Source organism: Paenibacillus sp. sgz302191, from assembly GCF_057749925.1.
This window is the reverse complement of sequence record NZ_JBYLHY010000034.1, coordinates 49,799-69,454: the sequence shown is the minus strand read 5'-3', so window position 1 is coordinate 69,454 and position 19,656 is coordinate 49,799. Positions and strand designations below refer to the sequence as shown.

The following is a 19,656-nucleotide window of genomic DNA, read 5'->3' as shown; positions in this document are numbered from 1 at the left end:
ACTTCCCAACCTGTCCCTAAATTCAAAGCTCTATTAAAAATATCGTTTTCCGTCATCCCAGATATCTCCCTTCGGGGTTCTATTACAAGGATTGACGGCTTATTGTCATGCTAAACTGGGAAGAACCATAATTTAGAAAGGAAACGACATTATTAGCATGGTGCCTTTGAGTATTATAAGCACTATACTTCCAATTGGAGTAAATGAATGAAGTCAGAGGATGGACAATAAATTTATTATTGTTCATATTTTTTAGAGAAATAACAACATGTTGCTTTATCACCGGTGAACCATTTGCTAGATCTGCTAACTTAACATGGGTACTATGAACACAAAAACGAATGGAGCTATCCTTAACTGAAACAATATTATCTTCAGCCGCTTGTATTACCATCACCCCCCCTAAGGTATTATATCCCATATTTTACAAATTGGAAATTAATTATGCTCATATTTTGTCGATTCACCGATTAAAGTTATATACCTTTTGTCAAACTCTGAAATGAAGCTTTTGTACATTGTCATTAAAAGTAAAATTGTGTCTGACTGCCTTACAGTAAAGGGAAAGTAGTGACGATTATGTACACATATTAAAATGCACATTTTTTTACTGATACCTTGGATGACTCACCGGTATCTCCAGGGACTTTTGATCGAGGACATCAGACTATCGGTCACGGAATGACGCTGCCTCGTGATTATGGTACTAAGGAAGACATCAATGTTATTCTTCATGAACTTTCAGAAGAAGTATGCAGGCGCTGTAGATCAAAAGGGTATGCGGGACGGGTTATCCATGTGGGAGTGCAGGGGGCTAACTTCGACCTTCCTACAGGATTTTATCGCCAAGCTACTTTACCGGATCCCACCAATATTACTCGAGAAGTTTACGAAGGAGCCTGCCGCATATTCTATAGACACTGGGATGGTTTGCCCGTACGAAAGCTTTATCTCACACTTTCCAATTTCAGTAAGGACACTGAGTATCAGATTTCACTATTTGGCAACCGAGAAAAACTCAGAGAGCTGGAGCGTACAACTGACGAAATTAAAAATCGTTTTGGAACAACGTCTATACTCCGTGCATCCTCTCTCTTGCAGGCCGGGCAAGCGCTTGACAGGTCTCGAAAAATTGGAGGACACTACAGATGAATAGCAAGAAATTATCCGGGAATGGATTGTGGGAATCCAGCAGAATGCTTTTGCCTGAACACCGCGAGGCTCTTATTCAGAGGAGACAGAAAGAACCGGAGCGTAAGGAGCAGATGCCCTCTTTTGAAGAATTGGTTTTGGTTAAAAATTCAATGATTTTACCCATTATGCTTACAGTAGCTGAAAGCAACCTCCGTAAAATTGAACTTTCCGATTATTCTTTGAAAAAGCTTTATACAGTTATAACAAACATACTGGTAGATCGAATTATTCAAGATATTTCGGAGACAAAAAAAATGCTTAAAACACAAGGAATAAAGATCTATGAAGAGGAGAAAGTTGATGATACCCTTCGAGTTAAATTCAATTGCCGCGGCTATGAAGACAGCATATCTATAATACGCGATGTAGTGAAGTCAGAGATTAGAGTCAAAATTCAAAGATATATGGAGGAAATTTTAAAGCCACTTATGGCAAAAAAATAAGCAGGGAACTTGCTGTCATGGTAGTGTAGAAATTCCTACTATGGAAAGGAAACTGTTACAGCATACGCATCACAGGTTTATTCGACTTATAGCATGAAGCATTATTGACATAAAGTTTAAGAGTTAGAAAATGATCAAGTTGAAGTCGCAAATTGTCCCGAATTCTGGTGCTGGTAATCGCTTAACAGCCGCTGCATTTTTTCCACCGTGCCGTCCCGATGGGGAACGTGGATGGAAACCATCAAGCTTGGATCCTCCAAATATTGAAACGAAACATGATCGAAATTTAAGATCCCGAGATTCGGACAACGAAGCGCCTTTGGGGCATCAATAGCGTCGAGAACCTCATGCGACTCCCAAAATTCCCGGAATTCGGGGCTGGCTTGGCACAGCGCATCGAACTGTTCAGACCACCAAGGGTCGTCAACGTGACGCGCATACCCTGCATGGAATTTAGCGGCTATCCGACGCGCATGCAGCTCCCATTGATCTCCCTTGATGTAGCGAAAACGGGGAGAGGTAAAAGTCATCCAAACAAAATTTCGCTCTTTGTCCGACAAGGCGGCGAGATTCCCATTCAATGCGCAGTAGGCCGCATTCCAGGCAATGATGTTCATGCGTGCATCCATGACATTCGCCGGAGAAGTGTGTTGGCTATCCAAAAAACTTTGAAGCGCCTGGCTCACCTGAGCAGATATCTTCGTTTCTGCTAAGGGGAGTTGTTTGCGTGCAAGAAAAAAAAGGTGCTTGCGCTCCGATTCATCAAGCCTCAACACAATGGCTATTCGCTCAAGGACCTCAGCGGATACGTTGATATGACGGCCTTGTTCCAAATAGGTATACCAATCCAATCCTACGTCCGCCAACAAGGCAACCTCGCCGCGGCGAAGTCCGGGCGTGCGTCTGCGTCCGGACTCCGGCAATCCTACTTGCTTAGGGGTAATCCGTTCCCGGCGTGTGCGCAAAAAACGGGCTAATTCCTCATAACGGTCCAGCTTGATCGACATGATCGCCATCCCTCCTATCGAACGATGAAAGTAGGACTCCCAATCCTACGATAACCAGATCTCTTCCTAGCTTAGTCGAGTCCATATACACTAGCTTATATCATCCTTCTGGATGAAAGCAAGAATGGCAAGGGGCAGAGATCAGCGGTTGAACCTTGATCTCGTAGCGGAAAACTTCGTGGAATGGATGAAGGAGCAATCCCGTATGAAGCAACTGCAAACCGTAGAATGAACATTCTCAACAGAAACCGTGGAGGGCAGAAAGATGTATGAACATATCGTATTATTGAAACTTAAGCCTAATGTTACGATTGACGAACAAGAAGAAGCGGTGAAGCAAGTCCAAGCCTTTAAGAATAAGATCCCGGGCATTGTAGACCTTAGTGCCGGGATTAACGTCACGGAAGAAGTGGAGCATAAGCAAGGTTATACGTTAGGCATTCGGGTAACCTTTGCGAATCGACAGGCTTGCCGGGATTATACCCAGCATCCGCTGCATCAGAACTTATTGCAGGGAGTCGGCCCATTTGTGGAAGGGATCGCTGTCGTGGACTACCCGTTTTCTTGAACGCATCCCTTTATCGCTCTTACGCAAGCGTGGTTGCTGACATTATCCTTCGGCTTTTTGGCCATGCTGTTTTATGGCATTACGGCGTGGCTGCCGCGAATCATCCAAAGCATGGGATTCAGCAAAAGCTATGCGGGCAGCGTATTGACGATTTTCGTGATCGTTCAAATCCCCGGGAGGCGCCGCGAGTAATCGATGCGCTCAAGGCGGGCCAGACGAAAGGACGCGTGGCCTTCCTGATTGACTAGGCTCTTTGCTTTTACCTGTCGACGCTACAACGTCTGCAATGGACGTTGCTGTATACCCCTTTTCTATTCGGTTAGCAAGAAAAACAGAGCAGCGAGGTTAACCCTCCTGCTCCTGTTGTTTTATGCTATGGTTTCAACTCCAATGGGTATAACTTAATCACGCTTTACTGAATACTTCATCCACAAGCCGTCATTATCGAGCTTTTCAACATCATTCAAAACGAAGTTTACTGACTTGAAGTTTTTAAGGGCAGGATTCGTATCAAAAATTGTCTTGGAATTAGCCGAACCATCCACAACCGGCAATACCAGCAGACTCAATTCATCAATTAATCCCTCGTTCAAAAGGGAGCCATTAATAACGCCACCGCCTTCTACCAATATTTGATCGATATGAAATAAATCTTTTAGTTTTTTTGCTACAACATTGAAATCTAATGATTCTTTTCCACCGAAAATATAGGAGAAATACCTAGATTTTGCAGGTGGGCTAGATACGCATCGGAAACTTTTTCTGTAAGAATCTCTATTATATGGTCTCCAATAGCGTTTTCTCCTCCTTCTGTAATATGTTCATATTTCCAATCAAGTTTACCAGTAGAATCGATTACAACAATATACTGATTCGCATTTTCGTTTGCAACATAGTCAATTCTAGGGAAATTTGGTACATCATTTGTTCCCGCAATAAAATCGCTCATACCTAACATTTCTTGTAGAGTAATTCTTCCTAATATCGATGCTTTACACCCGTAAGCAGAATGAATTTTCCCGTACTGCTCTAAAAAATATGCTGTCCCGTCCTCGTTCATAAAATCTCCAACGATTTTCCCATCCAATGACGTCATCATGTGGCAAATAAAGTTGTGTGAATTAGCATTAAATATGGATGTTAAAGAAGCAAATCTTGTTTGGTTTAAATACTTTGAAAGCAATTATTTATTCTTTTCAACGATGATAACAGGCCAAGGAATATTTGCTTTCCGCAGTCATTTTCTTGAGTTTGTCATTGAGGAAATAAAGGGAAGAGTGGATACAACCAGAGGGAAGAATAAAGGACTAAATGAAGATGTTATTCTTAGATTCTTTGGATCAGCTATTGTAGGAATAGTAGAATCTTATTTCACAGAAGGTATACCTAAATCACCTGAAGTGGTAGCAGAACAAGTAGGGATTTTATTAGATAGGAACCTTTACTAGCTTCACGATCTGCGCTTAATTTGTTTTGGTACGATAATTTCCGCAAAAACTTCCAACAAGCAACTTTTTCAACGGCCGCGCGTTTAATTAAAAGGAAACAAATGGATGATGGAGGCGCTATGAATAAGCTATCGATTATGCTGCTAAGTGTGTTTCTGCTATCAATCGCTGCCGGATGCAGGGAAGAAGCTGTGAAGAAGCCGGAAATTGACACCATATCGCAAATACCTCAAACTTCCGGGTCTTCACCGAAAAAGACGCCACTAGAGTCTGATAAAGAAGGGCTGGAACATAAGAGTAATACTTCTTCCCAGCAAGCTTCGGACTCCTCCGAAAAGTTGAACTTGGATCGAATCGTATATTACAATAACGGCGAATTGTTCTGGGCTTTGGGACACGGGGCGGTTTATTTCTCAGATAACATCGGTAAGCAGTAACCGATATGACGCCAAAGGGAGTTAGCATCGATACAGCTGGTGCAGGGTTCGACTTGTTTGCTTTTCATCACGGAGCGGATCGAATCGATGTGTATGAACACTCTTTCGACCCGCAGCAAGAGTGGACGCACTCTGTTCTTCCGACCAAAGAAAAGTGGGAGATCTCCGGCACTTTACTATTTGCAAACTACTTGGTGGGGGCTGACAATTGGCTTCTCGTCGAATCTGATTCTACGAATGGGACGGAAAAAAAGGCGCTGTATCGAATCTCAGAGGACGACAGACAATGGACGAGGATCCAAGATATAAGCGGCCAAGTTGTCGGGAGAGCGAGCGGCATCACAATCCGCAACTCCAAGGAAGGGTGGATCACTTGCAGCGGCGGGAATAACGATATCATTCTTTATCATACGACGGATGGAGGGCTTCATTGGACGAAAGAAAAGCTCCCCGTTCCTGAAGAAACTTCGAAAGTATCTTTTACAGCAAATGTATTTGCACCGGTATTCGATGAGGAAGGAGATTCAAATTTGATTCTCCCAGTCGAGATCATCTATGGCTCTGAACAAATGATGACGTATTACTATACCCACGATGCTGGGAAGAGTTGGATCTTATCGACAAGCCGCTATAAGAACGTCAAGCCCCCGCCTGCTTACTACCCGGATCAAACATACGGCAGAGGGACGGCGCTTGATGAGCAAGGGGAGAAATTATACCATTTTGCTCTTGAGGATTACAGCGATTTTTTCGATGGGCCCGTCCCTCAGCCGCTCGAAATCAAGCTAAAAACAAATTTAAGAAAGGCAACGCAGCTCTTTTTTCGCGTAGAATCGAACGAGGGCAATGATAGGGTGGGACGGGGCTGGGCGTTGCTGGACGGCGAGCTTGTGGTCGCTCAGGACGGCGGAGCGATTTGGCAAAGACAGTAACATATCATAGCATTCACCTTTAGTTGCATGGGGATGAAAAACCAGTTGCATTCCCCACCCCTCTCCAATATGTAAAAGAGGTCAGTCCGTACCGTCATAATCCGGATCCGGGTCGCGACTTCCTCTTGGCTTAGCAGGTTTCGTCAATCCTAGCTCAAGGGAACGCTCATTAATAATACTTAGCTGGTGGGATGATACCGTGGAAGGGATAAAGTGTTCCATCATGTGTAAAGGCAGGTGCTCGTACACATCAGATGGGCAGGTGAATAACATATTATCGGCGACCAAATTAATCAAATCATCGTCAAGGTCCTCAGCCGTAATATATTCGCCATCATCCGTTTCATCCATATCTTCATTGTTCTTATGAATTTTCTCCAATTTCTTAACGACTTTCTTGACCACACCTTCGTCATCAAAATTAAATGCCTCTTGCAATGCTTCAAGCATGTTTTGAGTCGTCTTCGTTTTAGGGTTTAACATCTTCGATAACATCTTTCTTGCATGTTTGCGACGATTTTTGTACTCTCTTTTGTAAGCAGCGACCTTAGCAGCCATGTCGCCGGAAATGTGAGATTTGTCTTGACCAAATGGCCCGCCCGGAAAGTTTGTCAAGAAATCGATTCCAGAGAAATTGGATTGAAAGGCATTCGTTGAGATTGCTTTCGTTTCTTCCATAGCTGAGTCTGCTAACGTCGTACGTTCGAACACATTGCCCTGGAACTTGGTCAGCGATTGGGGACCTTTATTATCTTCAATTCTTTCTTCTACCATTTCTATTTCAGGCGATACAGCCTCTTCAAAATGGTCCAGTTCCTCCTGCAAAGGAAAGTAATCTATGTCTACGTCGTCCTCATTTCCGTCCATATACTCACCGTTCTCCAGAGCGTCCTTTAATTCTGCTGCCGCTTTTTCATCGTAGAAATTCAGAAACTCTTGAACGCGTTCTAAAAAATCCCGGGTATATCCCTCCGTTTTGAATTCCTCAAGTGTGCCGTCTTGCAGAATATTAACCGGAATTTTACGCATCTGAATAAGCCCCGAGGCGTTATTCGGAATCGGTGCGCGCTTCGCCTGCAAGGGCGGTCTTGCCCCCCCTTGCTGCAGCATTTGGCCCACGGCCCTGTTGCCGATCGTTCTCTGCAGGTAGGTAATGGGAAGTTGCCCGGCCAGTTGGACGTTCTGCTCCAACGTAGAGCCAAACTTTTTATTTTCTGATGATTGCGTTGTGCTCACATTGCTCGTTTTAAGCTTGGATTGGAAGCGTGAATGTTCCATATGTCCTCCGGACTCTAGGATTCGTTCATATTCCTTGAATGGATTTGGGTTAATAATAGAATGGCTTCTTCATTGACAGGATCATATATAAGCACTTTCTCCAACAAAAGTTCGGCTTGCTCGTACTCTTCAAGCAAAAAATAACATAACGCCATATTATACAGCGTACCCGTATGCTCCCCGTAAATATGAACGGATCGTTGAAAATAATCATTGGCTTGCGAATAACAGCCCATCTCGTAAAACATAGCTGCTATATGATAAGCCAAGTCCATATCCTCGCCTAACGAAAAGTACGTCGCCCAAACCTTATGAACCGTATCGATCACCAAGGTACGTTCCCTCTCGGAAAAAGTAGGCGCCAACTCGAACAGTCTCGGTAAATAGTACGAGAAATGGTGGCTATCATAACGGCTGAGGCGAATATAGGCCATCATTTCCTTCAGGCCCATGTCTGAATATCGGTTTCGTGCATGCTTGGCAATATTGTAGAAATCGTCCGGACCAAATTCATTGACATACCGTTCATAAGCCGCACAGGTATCTATATACTGCTCCGGATTGTCCAGCATCAGGAGACATCCTACATCGATATGATGATGGGGATGTTCCGGAAATAAGGCCCGCCCCCCATTTCTCTCGCACAACCAGCGGAAAGCATGGAAATTAACAGGAAGCGAGAAGCTGCCGTGACGCACCAGACCGGAGGCCGGCTTGTATGGCAGTAAAGCGGGATCGTGGTTGCCTTTGTCGGCGGTAAGCAGCATTAGCCCTTTACGCGATAAGGACTTCATATTCTGCAAGCAGCGCAAGCCGACGGTTGGAACTAGCAAGTGGGTGCTGTTCAGCATATTCCCGTACTCCAGAATGAGCTGATTCCAATCATGTTCTGGAAAAGTCGGTGTCTGGATAGAACGATGCGTGTATTTCACATGCACATTCGATAGTACTTCCTCAGGCGCAAGCGTGTCCGGATCTTGGTCGTGGGACAGAGTCACTAAGCATTGAAACCAGTTGCGTTGTTCGAGATAATACAAATCCTGAGGGATACTATCGAATACGTAATTGGCAATCACCACAAGCGGATTGGCCAATTCGTTTGCGGCGATCTCCCGGTTGCTTATCTGTAATTGAAGCCGATTCGATTTATTTATATCAAACAAGGCCATATCTAATAAACCGCGTTGAAAAAAAGGAGCAAACTGAGGATGCCGCTTCCAAAAAGCAAGATTGCTGCAAGTAAAATCCGTCATTACATAACAAATCGGTATCGTTTCCTGTTGAAACTGTTCGCAGATCTTGACAAACCGCGTTATAAAATGAAATGCAAACCGCCCCGACCCGGCGCCTAATTCGCAAATGTAAAGCGGTTCATCCCGAGAATGCCCTAAACTCTCTCCGGATGACGTCATCATCTTCCGGTCGCGCAAAAAAGCAAATACGATCTCGGCGTAGCTGTTTGCCAACGTGGGACTGCTTGTCACATAATGCGGCACTTGGCCGGATTGCCAAGCAGCGGCCCCCTTTTCGTCGAAAAAATCCCGCTGTAGTTGCCAGAGTAACGATTCGGAAAAAACTCGCTCTTCTTCCAGCAAATATTTACGCTTATCGCGTACTTTCGCTATTGAACCTATGTTATCCATAGGTAACATGTCATCACCCTTTTGGATATTTTTGTTTGGTTATTTTAAGTGTAGATCAGCCCAATAAAAGAATAATGAAAGATTCTGCCGATAATTAGCAAAAAACCGCGCAGCATCAAGCCTTCACGGTTTTTTTAAAATGGCGATTTTTTCCTGTACGCCAAATAAGATTATCAATTAAAAGCGACATAAGCCAAAGAGGTGATTCGGTCGAAAATACAATCTTTTAGTTCACCGCAACCGCCCCCGCATATTCATCAGCGCAGTCATCAGCTCCGCTTTGACCAGGCTCCTCAGCATGGTGAAATGACGAACGTAGCCGCGGACTTTGTATTCGACGTGGATGCCTGAAGCATTCGTGTTCGTACTGAGCACTTTCATGTCCCGTTTCTTCATCTTGCTTTTGATGTTTTGCAATTCGGGATAAATGGAATTTTCAACTTCCCGAAGATAAAAAATAAGATGATTGTACACGATCTTATCCTTGTAAACTTTCAATTCGTCGATATCCCTCGCCAACATATCCAGCAAAATAGGCAGCAACGTGTATTCCTTGATGATCTGAACATCTTCTTCCGTTTCGATTCTTGAATTAACACTCATAATGAACACCACCGTAATACGAACGTTTATTCTTATTATATATCGAACATACGTTCCTTATACAGTGGTATTTTACGGAATTCCGCTTTCTGCCCTACGAGTGCGGCAAAGCGGTGGTATCGGCTTGTGCAGCCGCGGTGAGCGGGCCGGATCGCTTTTCGCATTGCCTGTTTGTTAGCGAAATTCGGAAGAGGGAAGCGGAAAAAGGTTGGGAGGTAGAATTTGGTTTGTTTTTGCCCGGGAAGCGCATAAAGAGCAGGGTGGCATGATCGGTTTACCGCATGGAAAATCGTCTGTTTCCAGATTTTATATTTCCGGGTTATAAAGGAGTTGTTGCATCGACTGAAGGAGGACGCGGTTACGCAACATAGGAGCAGCTTAAAAGCCGCTTCGGATGCATGCCTGGAACGGAAGTTTTCCGGGAATGCTGTGCGGTGCGCTTCTATGCAATCTGTTGATCGGCTGTTCCGGCGGATCGAAGATTGCGACCGGACGGAAAAGGGAGGGGAGAATAGCGCCAAGCCGAAAGATGAGGTCGCGCTTAAGGTTAAAATCTATGAGCGCGGTACAGCGCCTGCAGGCGTATCCGTCGCGAAAAACGGCTGGGCAAGCGCCCGACATTATTTTTTACTTATGATGAAAATTTGGTGTACAACTACGCCGGGCAGGACGGTATTTTATCGGCCGTGAAGAAGCAGACGCCCGCAAAAAAATTCGTGAATATAAAAGGAGATGTAACTGTGATGCGTAAAATCGGAAGTAAGATTTTGACCTTTAGTTTGATGTTGGCACTGGCTGTGCCTTGTATCGCGCCGGCGGGGCTTGTTTCCAAGGCGGAAGCGGCGACGGCAGAGGAACAAAGCAAATTTGCCGAAATTTGGTCCCCGCTGCTTTACCAAGATATCGGCAGCGATCCGCAGCAGGATATCCCGACGCGCGTTGACTACGACGGCGACTGGAATACGACAAACAACTGGGAAAATATCGATCAATACGGTCTGGGCGGCAAAGCGTTGTATCCATCCGTGTACTATTCTTTCGTTTCGTCCAAAACGCACTGGTTCATCGGCTACTATTTCTACTACGCGAAGCAGGATGTTAGAGGCGTTGTAGCAGATCTCGGGAACGGTCTCGGCGACCATGAGAACGATATGGAAAGCATGATGCTGGTCATCCGCAAACCCGGCGGCACGGACTTGAACGGCAACAAAGTCGACGATCCGAACGGCAAGCTGGAAACGGTGCTCATGGGACGACACAAAAAGCTCCGCATGTATTCGTCCCCTTGGTCTACTGACAAGGCGTATACACCAGGGCTGAGCACGGTTTATTTTGACGGCAAATACAGTATGTCCGGCAGTCATCCGAAAATTTACAGCGCCCAAAACGACTCTCCGATTACGGAAAGCGAGCAGGATTTCGGCCATGCGCTGCGGGTGTATGACGATAAAGGAGCAAAAGGCAACAGCGGTATCGTGTTCAAATCGGGCACCGATGTACAAAACATGAGCGACCGCAGCAAAAACTATTACGCCAACTATTCCAATGACTTCAAAAGCGCGCCGCTGACCTACGGTCTGATTCCGCTGGAAACTTCCCTATGGCCGCATCGCAACGATAACAACCCGAATCTTTGGTCCAGCTACGGAACGTTTGCCGGAGATAACGGCAGCGGCGACGCCAGCGCGCCATGGGGCCGCTCTTTCGAAAATTACCGCGACCTGGGCGCAGGCACATTGCTGACCGATCCGGCGCGCTTCGTCGACGCGCTCTTTGACGGGCTGGGAGAGTTCTCCCGCGAGTATGTTACAAACGTTTATCGTTAAGAGATCTAACGAATAGTTTTTTGAAAAAAAGTCTGCTTGCCCTGTCCATATGGGGGAGCAGGCTTTTTTAGCATACAATTCCGCCAATAAACTCTCGTTACACTACCCGATACGATAAGAAAAATCATTGAAAAATTGGAAATGGTATTATTTTCTTTTTGGAGCTATTTTCATTACAAATGATAAAATAAACAAATGTAAATTATTGTTTATTCAAAATTTCACTTTTTTCTATTCTAGCATGTAGTTATTGGTATTATGCATAGTTTGCGATATTCGATAAGGCAGATTTCCAAATATTAAGATTATGCCAAAAACCGCCTTAACAATCCCTTAACGCTGTGCTAATATACACAAAACAAATGAAGTCTAGAATAGCTAAGGGACGTTTGAAAAAATGTTTACAAAGTGATGAATTAATGTCATTGGAATCAATTGTAAAAAAAGTATTTTTCAAATGTTCACTTTAGCAATTAGCAGGTTAATTCCTGAGGAAAATGGGAAAGCGCTTTCGTTGTGGGGTGCTTAATTCTATTGAGGGGGTAGATAGAGGATTAGGCGGCGCTTGTTGTGTTGTTTTTTTTGTTATGCAATTTTATAAGGGAGGTAATCGCCTTAATGTTAAAAAGGATAGGTAAGTACAAGAAATGGTACAGCCTTATGATGGTTGTGATGATGCTGGCCACGATGATTTTGCCTAATGGATTGGTTCAGAAGGCATATGCAGGCGTACCCGAGACTGTAGCAGGGTGGACCTTTTCGTCGACGAACGTGGATACTGCAACTGCCGGTAATGCCAATAATAAAGGCATCGCCAAGCTGACATTAAGCAATAGTAGAACAGCTACTTACTCAGCTACAGGCAACACTATATATAAAGATGGCTGGGCTACTCCTGCAGGAGGGTATTGGCAAGCGCAATTCAGCACGGCTGGATACTCTGGATTAACACTTTCTTCAAAGCAATATGGTACAAATGGCGGTCCGAAGGATTTTCAGCTTCAGTACAGCCTAGATGGTACTAATTTTGTTCCATTTTCAGATGTCTATTCACTTACGACAACGATTGCACAAAAAGATGTAAATCTGCCTAGCGAATTGGACAATCAACCAACTGTTTATATTAGATGGGTCAATACGTCTAATTCTTCGATTAATTCATCAAATGCCGGTACCAATGGAACAGGGACGATCTCTCAAAGTAATGGCAACAGCAGAATCGCTGATATCGTCATCAATGGGACCTCGTTGTCGGGCACCGTTAGTGTAACTGGCGTAACGCTCAATTCGAATACTGTCAATATGACGGTCGGGGATGCTGTGTATGGTCTGGTCGCAACGGTAAGCCCGGCGAATGCGACAAATAATGCAGTGAATTGGAGCACAGATAATGCTGCTGTAGCTACGGTGAACACCAGTGGCGGAGTGACGGCCGTGTCCGCAGGAATGGCGAAGATTACAGCGACCACGGTAGATGGCGGTTTTACGGCAAGCAGCACAGTGACGGTTGCGCCTGCGCCTGTCTCCGGTAAGACGAAAACCCCGGATTCTTCAAAAATCACGTTTTCGGGTTTGAACGCAGTTAGTGGTTTGGCGGGAGCTGTTGGAGCCAGTGTACAAGTAGCCGTATACTGGGACGCTGCATTGACTACGTTAGGTGGAACTGGAATTGCGGCAGCGGATGGGTCGTTTGCAATTTCAAACCTCAATAACGCTCTATCCAAGACGACGGCTTACATTACAGCGCAGGGAACTGGGCAAACGCAGAGCGATCCGATTTCGGTCAATCTTACCGTTACTCAGAGTATCAAACCCGGCGATGTCGTTTTCAGCCAATTGTATGTAAATGGCGGTAACAGCGGAGCCTTTTATAATACGAAGTTTTTCGAGCTGTACAATACAACAAATCAGGATATCAATTTTAATAATCAGTGGGCAATCATTTATGTGTCATCATCAGGTACAAGCTTTGGAGCAGGCACCAAGCTGACCGGCACCATTAAAGCTCATGGATATTATCTTGTATCAGGTAATGTTGGAGCAACGGGTGCAAGTCTTCCCGTAACACCGGACCAAACAAGCACCCTTAATCCCAGCGGGTCTGCAGGGGGGATTCTTGCCATTGCTAATTCAACAACCGGATTAAGCAGTCAAGATGATCCCAAAGCGATTGATATTGTTACTTTCGGCAACGGAACCAACTCCAGTTTTACCACGAAAACCGATCATTGGGGATCGCCCTTCTTTAACACCGGTGTCGGAGGCGGGACTATACTGCGTAAAACAGATGCAGGCTCCGATCCAAGGGTAGCACTTGGCTTGGGCAATGGTTTTTTCTCGAAGGATCCGTCCAAGGATTTTGTTTTGAATGCACCAAGCAGCCCAAGTAATCCTGTAGAAGTTAACATCCGCAACTCGAAGTTCATGGGTTCTCCCAACGCCGCGAAAATCAGCTTCACGAATTCAGGCGGCAATGCAACCGCAACAGGAATCGCAGGTTCTGTTCCTGTTTCGTCGACAGTCAAAGCCTATGTGGTAAATGCCGGCATCGTTTCTTCAGCGGGACAAACCACGGCAGCGGCAGATGGGTCATTTTCACTGAATTTCTCAGATTCGAATAATAATCAAACGGTTTACCTTACTTATACGGATACAACGCAGCCTGTGCCAAAAGAAAGCATCTATGTGCGTGTTGACGCAGCGGGAAACCCGAACGCGATAGTTCCTATTAATCAATTGCGTTACAATGACACCAACGGGCTGCCGCTTCATATCGGATTCTCTACGACCATCGAGGGCGTAGTGACATCGGATAATAACGCGCTTGGAACTGAAAAAGCAAATTTCTACGTACAAGACGCTACAGGTGGAATCGAGGTTATTTCCGGCCAAGCACAATCAGTCACGATCGGACATAAAGTTAAAGTTGCCGGAAAATTCGTATCTACTTCGGGTATGGCACAATTTGTTCCGACCATGATTACGGATGAAGGGTTGGATACGGCGCCTGTTGCGAGCGTGATTACGTTACCTGCTTTAAGCGCTTATGCAACAGCGGAACCGTTGGAAGGGAAATTGGTCTCTGTTAGAGGAAAGGTATCCAATATTCCATCCACTGGTCCGGACTATAACGTGACGATTATTGACGATTCAGGCAATACAGCTATCGTCAAAATATTGGGGTCTACCGGGATTGATATTAACAGTGCAATTGCGCTGGGCGATACGTTAACTTTTACAGGGATCGTGGGTCAATCCAAGTTAGCTTCTCCTTATACGAGCGGATACTATGTTCTGCCAAGGAAAGCTTCTGATATTAAAGGGGATCTGCAGTTCAATCATGTTCCTCTGACGAAATATTATATCGGTTTGGATGTACCTATCAAAGCAACGGCGAAATATGCGGATTCCATTACCCTTTACTATAAGTATTCGGGGGATTCCTCTTTTGCTTTAATCCCATTGCTTACGGCCGCTAATGACAATGTGAATTACAATGCCAAAATACCGGCGGCAACGGCGCCTGGAAAGTTGTCCTACTATATTGTAGCTCAAGGCAACGGACAGACGCTGACTTCCGGAGACTCTAATACTCCAAACAGCGTGGATATCGTAGAAGATACGGACGGCCCGGCGTATTCCAACGAGCTTCCGGCTAATAATGACAATATTGAATCATCCCATCCGGTCGTTTCCGTCAATTTGGACGATCCAAGCGGCGTGGATGTGAATTCTCTGAAGATTTCCATTGACGGCAAAGATTTCACTGCGCAAGCTGAAAAATCGATTAGTCAAATCAAGTTAACTTTAACTTCGAACGATGATATGGCTGTCGGGACTCATACTGTCCAAGTTTCGGCCAAAGATTTGTCTTTACGAGGCAATCTTTCGACATATTCCTGGTCATTCCAGATTGTTCCGAGGTTTACCGGAGGCAACCATTATCGGGGAACAATGCATAATCATACCAGTATCTCACACGATACTGTGAAAGATGCAACAGGCACCCCTGAAATGGCTTTAAAAGCGGCTCTGGCTCATGGTTACGACTACTTTGCTTTCTCCGATCACTCGCATGATATCGATTCTTCGCTTGTTGGTACAGATAGTGTCGATCATAAAGGGATGCCTGAGCGAACAGGCGGATCTGATTGGCAGCTAACGAAAGACCTTGCGAAAGAATATACGAAAAACGGAAGCTTTGTCGTATTCCCGGGATTTGAAATGACTTCAACCACTTGGGGTCACTCTAACGTCTTTGGAACCGAAAACTTCATCGATCGTGTCCAAGATGGAGGGAAATATCAAAATCTTCAAAATTATTACAATTGGACGTTGACTTATGATAATATTGTAGCGCAGTTCAATCACCCGGCGATGTCGGCGAATGCGTTCGACAATTTCATTCCTTATGATAAAAATGTCGACAAGCTCTTCACAATGCTTGAGGTAGGCAATGGGTCAGGACAGTATGCATATGTCAACGCGGAAAACAAATTTTTCAGCGCCCTCGACCTGGGATGGCATGTAGCGCCGACGTACGGTGAAGATAACCATAACGCGACTTGGGGACAAACGAAGAAACGTACGATTATTGTCGCTAATGATCTTTCTACGGATTCTTTGTTTGATGCAATGCGCAAAATGCACGTTTATTTCAGTGAAGATCCGAACTACCAACTGGATGTATTGGCAAACGGATACTACATGGGTGCTACGGTCGACTCCAAGACGCTGAACTTTAATGTTACAGGCAGCGATAAAAGCCCCTCCGATCCGAAATATATTTCTGTACCGGCAAGCGATAATACCAACATTGCTAAAGTCGAGTTGGTTACCAATGGCGGCAGAGTTTACGACAGTTACACGCCAGACGGAAATACGTCGTCGTTTAACTGGAAGCCGTCAGTCAATGTCATAGGAGGACAGCAATGGTTCGTTATTCGTGTCACGCAAAAGGATGGCGATAGAATCTACTCTTCGCCGATCTGGTCGCCGGAAGATCCGTTGTCCGTGAAAGTAAACGATTTAACAGTTGTAGAAGGAGCTGCCATAGCCGGCATGCCTGTCACTTTGAAAGCTGGCGTCGCCAATCTTGGAACGATCAATGTGACAAATCTTACCGCACATTTCTATTATGACAGCATTGATTCGGCTCATTTAATCGGAGATGCTACGATCGCTTCACTTGCTGCTAATAAAAATGCAGATGCCAGCGTCATTTGGTCGAATCCGCCTGCAGGGAGTCACAAGTTGATTGTCGTGCTTGCGGCCGGGGACGGGAATGACCTGGGAGATAATAAATATGAACAAACGATCACTGTGAAACCGCCGCTCGGCATCAAAGTTATGATTGATGCTACGCATAATAATGAAAATACGACGAGCGATACCGGTACGTACGGCGATAACCTTAAAAACTTCACACTCAATTTGAAGCAACAGGGATATACGGTTATTGAAAATAAAACTGCGCTTACCGATCAACTCTTAAGCGACGTCAATGTATTGATGGTAACTCATCCAAGCAGTGCGTATTCTGCAAGTGAAATCACTGTATTAAAAAGTTTCATTGATCGCGGCGGATCGTTATTATTGACCGAAAAGAGCAATTACAACGGAACTCCCCAAAATCTAAACAGTTTATTATCGGGTATTGGTTCAAGTATTTTAATTAACAACGATGGAGTCTTTGACGAAACAACAAGCGGTAATTTCTGGGGGACTCCGTTAACTTCTAATTTTTCAGTGCGGCTCCATTTGAAGCCTGTAAGTAACCGTTTGACTGATTTCGTATCCTTATTGGACTTTTACAGTGGAGCGAGTCTTGCCCAAAACGATGGGGCAGGAAACAAAGTTCCGCTTACGGACAGCAGTTCAGTTACTGTTCTTGCAACGGGGAACGAAACAACGTTTCAAGACTCTCCTCAAGTAAAAACTGATACGGTGAAATATAATGTCCGAACAGCTAATGGCAAAAATGGTCCAGCTTTGACCGATGTAACCGGCGGGTCGGCTATACCGTTAGTAGCTTCGGAGCAGCTTGGAACTGGCAGGATTGTTGTGGCGGGAATGAATATTTTCAACGACAAGCAAATGACACAAAACGACGGCCCGACTAACAATGTTCCATTCGCGTTAAACGTAGTCAATTGGTTAGCGAAGAATGAACAGAAAGTGATTCCGATCGCCGATGCCCGCAAACTGTCGGATGGTACAAATGTGGTTGTCCAAGGGAAGGTAACTGCTCAGGCAGGGATATTCTACGACGCTGCTTACATTCAGGACGATAGCGGCGGAATTATGGCATTTAACGAGGTGCCAAAAGATTCGTTACAACTTGGAGATACGATACGAATATACGGTTATATCGGCACTTTCGACAATGACAAGGAAGTCATGTTTAATGGGTTTGATAAAAGTATCGTTAAAGTAAGCTCAGGACCGCCTGTTCCACCTAAGCTAGTCACAACGGGAGAATCGATTTCCGATCAGTATCAGGGTCAGTTGGTTCAGGTAAAAGGGAAGGTAACTTCCATTCCCGACAGTTTTTCATATGTAATTAACGATGGCAGTGGAGATGTCCTCGTATTCGTAGACGGATATGTTCTCGAAGAAACCGGAGTGGCGATTCCTAAGCTATCCATTGGGGATACGTTATTAGCGACAGGCATGAGCAGCAAATACGCTAACGGCGACCGGATTCGCGTCCGCGATACAAGGGAATTGATGAATGCGACTGAAATAGTCTCAGTTACCGGAGTAGGGCTGAACACGAGCGCAATCAACCTGACGGTGCAGGGGGCTGTATATGGACTGACAGCAACGATCGCACCCGCGAATGCGACGAATCAAGCGGTCACTTGGAAATCAAGCGATACATCGGTTGCGACGGTAGATGCGACAGGAAAAGTTACGGCAATTCGTACAGGAACGGCGACGATAACCGTAACGACTGTTGACGGAAATTATACAGCTTCCGCAGCAGTAAATGTAGCGATTCCAACAACCGGAGGAGAAACCGGGGGCGGAAGCGGAAGTGGAAGTGGAAGTGGAAGTGGAACCGGAAGCGGAAGCGGAACCGGGACAGGCAGTACCCCCCATAATACAAGCGATGGAGATCATTCTTTCATGATTACGGCGGATATGCTCACCGGGAACGGCAAAACAACCGTCGAAGTTCCGGCAAGTACTTGGGAAGTTAAGATTCCATCGAATACGGTCGATCTGATTAAACAAGACAACTTAATGATCAAATCGGATAAAATCGTTATGAACGTACCTTCCGATCTGTTCAAGCAGTTAATAAACAAGCTTTCTACAGCTGAGTCGAAAGACAGTACAATTTCGTTGAAGCTAAATCCTTTGAACGATGCCGAGGCGAAAAATATCGTAGACAAAGGCAGAAACATAAGCAAAACGGACATTAAGCTTTCCGGAGAAGTTTATGAATTACACCTGTCCATTACTACTGCGGATGGCAAAACTGTTGATCTTTCGAAGTTCGACAAACCGATAACGATTAAGTTAAAGGTCGATTCTACCGTGAATCCGAAATTGGCCGGTATTTATTATATTCCTGATGATGGAAAGCTAGAGTACATTGGAGGAAAATATATAGATGGCTACATGGTAGCTCAGATTAGTCACTTCAGTAAATATGCGGTTTTTGAAGTGACAAAATCATTCACTGATATCCCGGAAAAATATTGGGCAGCGAATGTAATCAAAGAGCTGGCGGCGAAGCAAATTGTGAGCGGGACGAGCGCAACAATGTTTGAACCGGAACGCAACGTAACGCGCGCCGAATTTACAGCCATGCTGGTCAGAGCGCTGAATCTGACAGCGAAAGGCGATGTAGCTTTTACTGATGTGAAGGCCGGTGACTGGTATGCCGAAGCTATCTCCATTGCAGTGAAAGCAGGCATCGTACAAGGAAAGAGTACTGAACTTTTCGATGCAAATGCGCAAATTACTCGTGAGGAAATGGTCACGATGCTAATGCGGGCGTACGAAAATCAAAGCGGCAAAGCGTCTGTGAAAGCCAGTACGACGACATTTGTAGACGAATCTCTAGTTTCACCTTGGGCAGCACAATTTGTAAAAACGGCAGCGTCGCTGAACTTGATTCAAGGACGCGCGGCGGGCAAGTTCGATCCGAAGGGGATCACAACCCGTGCTGAAGCCGCTCAAGTCATTTATAACTTATTAAGTAAATAAGCATCTAAGCATTACTTCAATGATAGCAGGATGCCATTCGCAAGAATGGCATCCCTT

Annotated in this window: 17 protein-coding genes; 10 read left to right on the top strand and 7 right to left on the bottom strand. The window is 45.1% G+C overall.

What is annotated here, in order from left to right:
• Window positions 1-82 precede the first annotated feature (82 nt).
• Window positions 83-394: a hypothetical protein gene (locus AC3G2T_RS32650; RefSeq protein ID WP_488438112.1), complete on the bottom strand. Its 312-nt coding sequence runs from the start codon at window positions 392-394 to the stop codon at window positions 83-85.
• A gap of 224 nt (window positions 395-618) precedes the next feature.
• Between AC3G2T_RS32650 and AC3G2T_RS32645 the strand changes: the two genes are divergently transcribed.
• A complete protein-coding gene (locus tag AC3G2T_RS32645) occupies window positions 619-1,152 on the top strand; it encodes a DinB/UmuC family translesion DNA polymerase (protein WP_488438111.1) in 534 nt (177 codons plus the stop codon).
• Window positions 1,149-1,637, top strand: a complete 489-nt coding sequence (locus tag AC3G2T_RS32640; RefSeq protein WP_474686040.1) for a YhjD family protein — start codon at window positions 1,149-1,151, stop codon at window positions 1,635-1,637. Before AC3G2T_RS32645 ends, AC3G2T_RS32640 begins: the two co-directional genes overlap by 4 nt.
• A gap of 134 nt (window positions 1,638-1,771) precedes the next feature.
• On the opposite strand, the gene AC3G2T_RS32635 is transcribed toward AC3G2T_RS32640, so the two are convergent.
• Window positions 1,772-2,644, bottom strand: a complete 873-nt coding sequence (locus AC3G2T_RS32635; RefSeq protein WP_474686042.1) for a helix-turn-helix transcriptional regulator — start codon at window positions 2,642-2,644, stop codon at window positions 1,772-1,774.
• Window positions 2,645-2,909: 265 nt separating this feature from the next.
• On the opposite strand from AC3G2T_RS32635, the gene AC3G2T_RS32630 reads away from it, so the two are divergent.
• Both AC3G2T_RS32630 and AC3G2T_RS32625 read left to right on the top strand, forming a co-directional pair.
• The gene (locus AC3G2T_RS32630) at window positions 2,910-3,212 is read left to right on the top strand and encodes a Dabb family protein (RefSeq protein ID WP_488438110.1); all 303 of its coding nucleotides are present in this window, start codon (window positions 2,910-2,912) and stop codon (window positions 3,210-3,212) included.
• A gap of 33 nt (window positions 3,213-3,245) precedes the next feature.
• Window positions 3,246-3,404 carry a hypothetical protein gene (locus AC3G2T_RS32625; protein ID WP_488438109.1) on the top strand — a complete coding sequence of 53 codons (159 nt, stop codon included), beginning with the start codon at window positions 3,246-3,248 and terminating at the stop codon, window positions 3,402-3,404.
• 209 nt (window positions 3,405-3,613) lie between these two features.
• Here AC3G2T_RS32625 and AC3G2T_RS32620 read toward each other — a convergent pair whose 3' ends face one another.
• Window positions 3,614-3,919 carry a dihydrofolate reductase family protein gene (locus tag AC3G2T_RS32620; RefSeq protein WP_488438115.1) on the bottom strand — a complete coding sequence of 102 codons (306 nt, stop codon included), beginning with the start codon at window positions 3,917-3,919 and terminating at the stop codon, window positions 3,614-3,616.
• A complete protein-coding gene (locus tag AC3G2T_RS32615) occupies window positions 3,895-4,299 on the bottom strand; it encodes a hypothetical protein (RefSeq protein ID WP_488438108.1) in 405 nt (134 codons plus the stop codon). The genes AC3G2T_RS32620 and AC3G2T_RS32615 overlap by 25 nt, the downstream gene beginning before the upstream one ends.
• 25 nt (window positions 4,300-4,324) lie before the next feature.
• Between AC3G2T_RS32615 and AC3G2T_RS32610 the strand changes: the two genes are divergently transcribed.
• The 3 genes from AC3G2T_RS32610 to AC3G2T_RS32600 all read left to right on the top strand — a co-directional run bounded on the left by AC3G2T_RS32610 (window position 4,325) and on the right by AC3G2T_RS32600 (window position 6,029).
• Entirely contained in the window at window positions 4,325-4,660 is a 336-nt protein-coding gene (locus tag AC3G2T_RS32610; RefSeq protein ID WP_488438107.1) for a TetR-like C-terminal domain-containing protein, read from the top strand.
• 119 nt (window positions 4,661-4,779) lie between these two features.
• Window positions 4,780-5,097 (top strand): hypothetical protein, encoded by a 318-nt coding sequence (locus AC3G2T_RS32605; protein ID WP_488438106.1) that lies wholly within the window; start codon window positions 4,780-4,782, stop codon window positions 5,095-5,097.
• Window positions 5,098-5,102: 5 nt separating this feature from the next.
• Window positions 5,103-6,029: a WD40/YVTN/BNR-like repeat-containing protein gene (locus tag AC3G2T_RS32600; RefSeq protein WP_488438105.1), complete on the top strand. Its 927-nt coding sequence runs from the start codon at window positions 5,103-5,105 to the stop codon at window positions 6,027-6,029.
• Between the two features lie 81 nt (window positions 6,030-6,110).
• On the opposite strand, the gene AC3G2T_RS32595 is transcribed toward AC3G2T_RS32600, so the two are convergent.
• From AC3G2T_RS32595 to AC3G2T_RS32585, 3 genes are all read right to left on the bottom strand, one after another.
• A complete protein-coding gene (locus AC3G2T_RS32595; protein ID WP_488438104.1) occupies window positions 6,111-7,307 on the bottom strand; it encodes a hypothetical protein in 1,197 nt (398 codons plus the stop codon).
• A 14-nt stretch (window positions 7,308-7,321) separates the two neighbouring features.
• Complete coding sequence (locus AC3G2T_RS32590) at window positions 7,322-8,959, bottom strand: SAM-dependent methyltransferase (protein ID WP_488438103.1); 1,638 nt, start codon at window positions 8,957-8,959, stop codon at window positions 7,322-7,324.
• A gap of 222 nt (window positions 8,960-9,181) precedes the next feature.
• Complete coding sequence (locus AC3G2T_RS32585; RefSeq protein WP_474686057.1) at window positions 9,182-9,553, bottom strand: YhjD family protein; 372 nt, start codon at window positions 9,551-9,553, stop codon at window positions 9,182-9,184.
• 444 nt (window positions 9,554-9,997) lie between these two features.
• Between AC3G2T_RS32585 and AC3G2T_RS32580 the strand changes: the two genes are divergently transcribed.
• From AC3G2T_RS32580 to AC3G2T_RS32570, 3 genes are all read left to right on the top strand, one after another.
• Complete coding sequence (locus AC3G2T_RS32580; RefSeq protein WP_474686059.1) at window positions 9,998-10,243, top strand: hypothetical protein; 246 nt, start codon at window positions 9,998-10,000, stop codon at window positions 10,241-10,243.
• Between the two features lie 53 nt (window positions 10,244-10,296).
• Window positions 10,297-11,379 carry a hypothetical protein gene (locus AC3G2T_RS32575; protein WP_488438114.1) on the top strand — a complete coding sequence of 361 codons (1,083 nt, stop codon included), beginning with the start codon at window positions 10,297-10,299 and terminating at the stop codon, window positions 11,377-11,379.
• A 618-nt stretch (window positions 11,380-11,997) separates the two neighbouring features.
• Entirely contained in the window at window positions 11,998-19,599 is a 7,602-nt protein-coding gene (locus AC3G2T_RS32570) for an S-layer homology domain-containing protein (protein WP_488438102.1), read from the top strand.
• Window positions 19,600-19,656 lie beyond the last annotated feature (57 nt).

Bases quoted from the DNA above. Each gene is read 5' to 3' on its own strand.
- AC3G2T_RS32650 (WP_488438112.1), bottom strand. From the start codon at position 394: ATGGTAATACAAGCGGCTGAAGATAATATTGTTTCAGTTAAGGATAGC.
- AC3G2T_RS32640 (WP_474686040.1), top strand. From the start codon at position 1,149: ATGAATAGCAAGAAATTATCCGGGAATGGATTGTGGGAATCCAGCAGA.
- AC3G2T_RS32635 (WP_474686042.1), bottom strand. From the start codon at position 2,644: ATGTCGATCAAGCTGGACCGTTATGAGGAATTAGCCCGTTTTTTGCGC.
- AC3G2T_RS32630 (WP_488438110.1), top strand. From the start codon at position 2,910: ATGTATGAACATATCGTATTATTGAAACTTAAGCCTAATGTTACGATT.
- AC3G2T_RS32605 (WP_488438106.1), top strand. From the start codon at position 4,780: ATGAATAAGCTATCGATTATGCTGCTAAGTGTGTTTCTGCTATCAATC.
- AC3G2T_RS32600 (WP_488438105.1), top strand. From the start codon at position 5,103: ATGACGCCAAAGGGAGTTAGCATCGATACAGCTGGTGCAGGGTTCGAC.
- AC3G2T_RS32595 (WP_488438104.1), bottom strand. From the start codon at position 7,307: ATGGAACATTCACGCTTCCAATCCAAGCTTAAAACGAGCAATGTGAGC.
- AC3G2T_RS32590 (WP_488438103.1), bottom strand. From the start codon at position 8,959: ATGTTACCTATGGATAACATAGGTTCAATAGCGAAAGTACGCGATAAG.
- AC3G2T_RS32585 (WP_474686057.1), bottom strand. From the start codon at position 9,553: ATGAGTGTTAATTCAAGAATCGAAACGGAAGAAGATGTTCAGATCATC.
- AC3G2T_RS32580 (WP_474686059.1), top strand. From the start codon at position 9,998: ATGCAATCTGTTGATCGGCTGTTCCGGCGGATCGAAGATTGCGACCGG.
- AC3G2T_RS32575 (WP_488438114.1), top strand. From the start codon at position 10,297: ATGCGTAAAATCGGAAGTAAGATTTTGACCTTTAGTTTGATGTTGGCA.
- AC3G2T_RS32570 (WP_488438102.1), top strand. From the start codon at position 11,998: ATGTTAAAAAGGATAGGTAAGTACAAGAAATGGTACAGCCTTATGATG.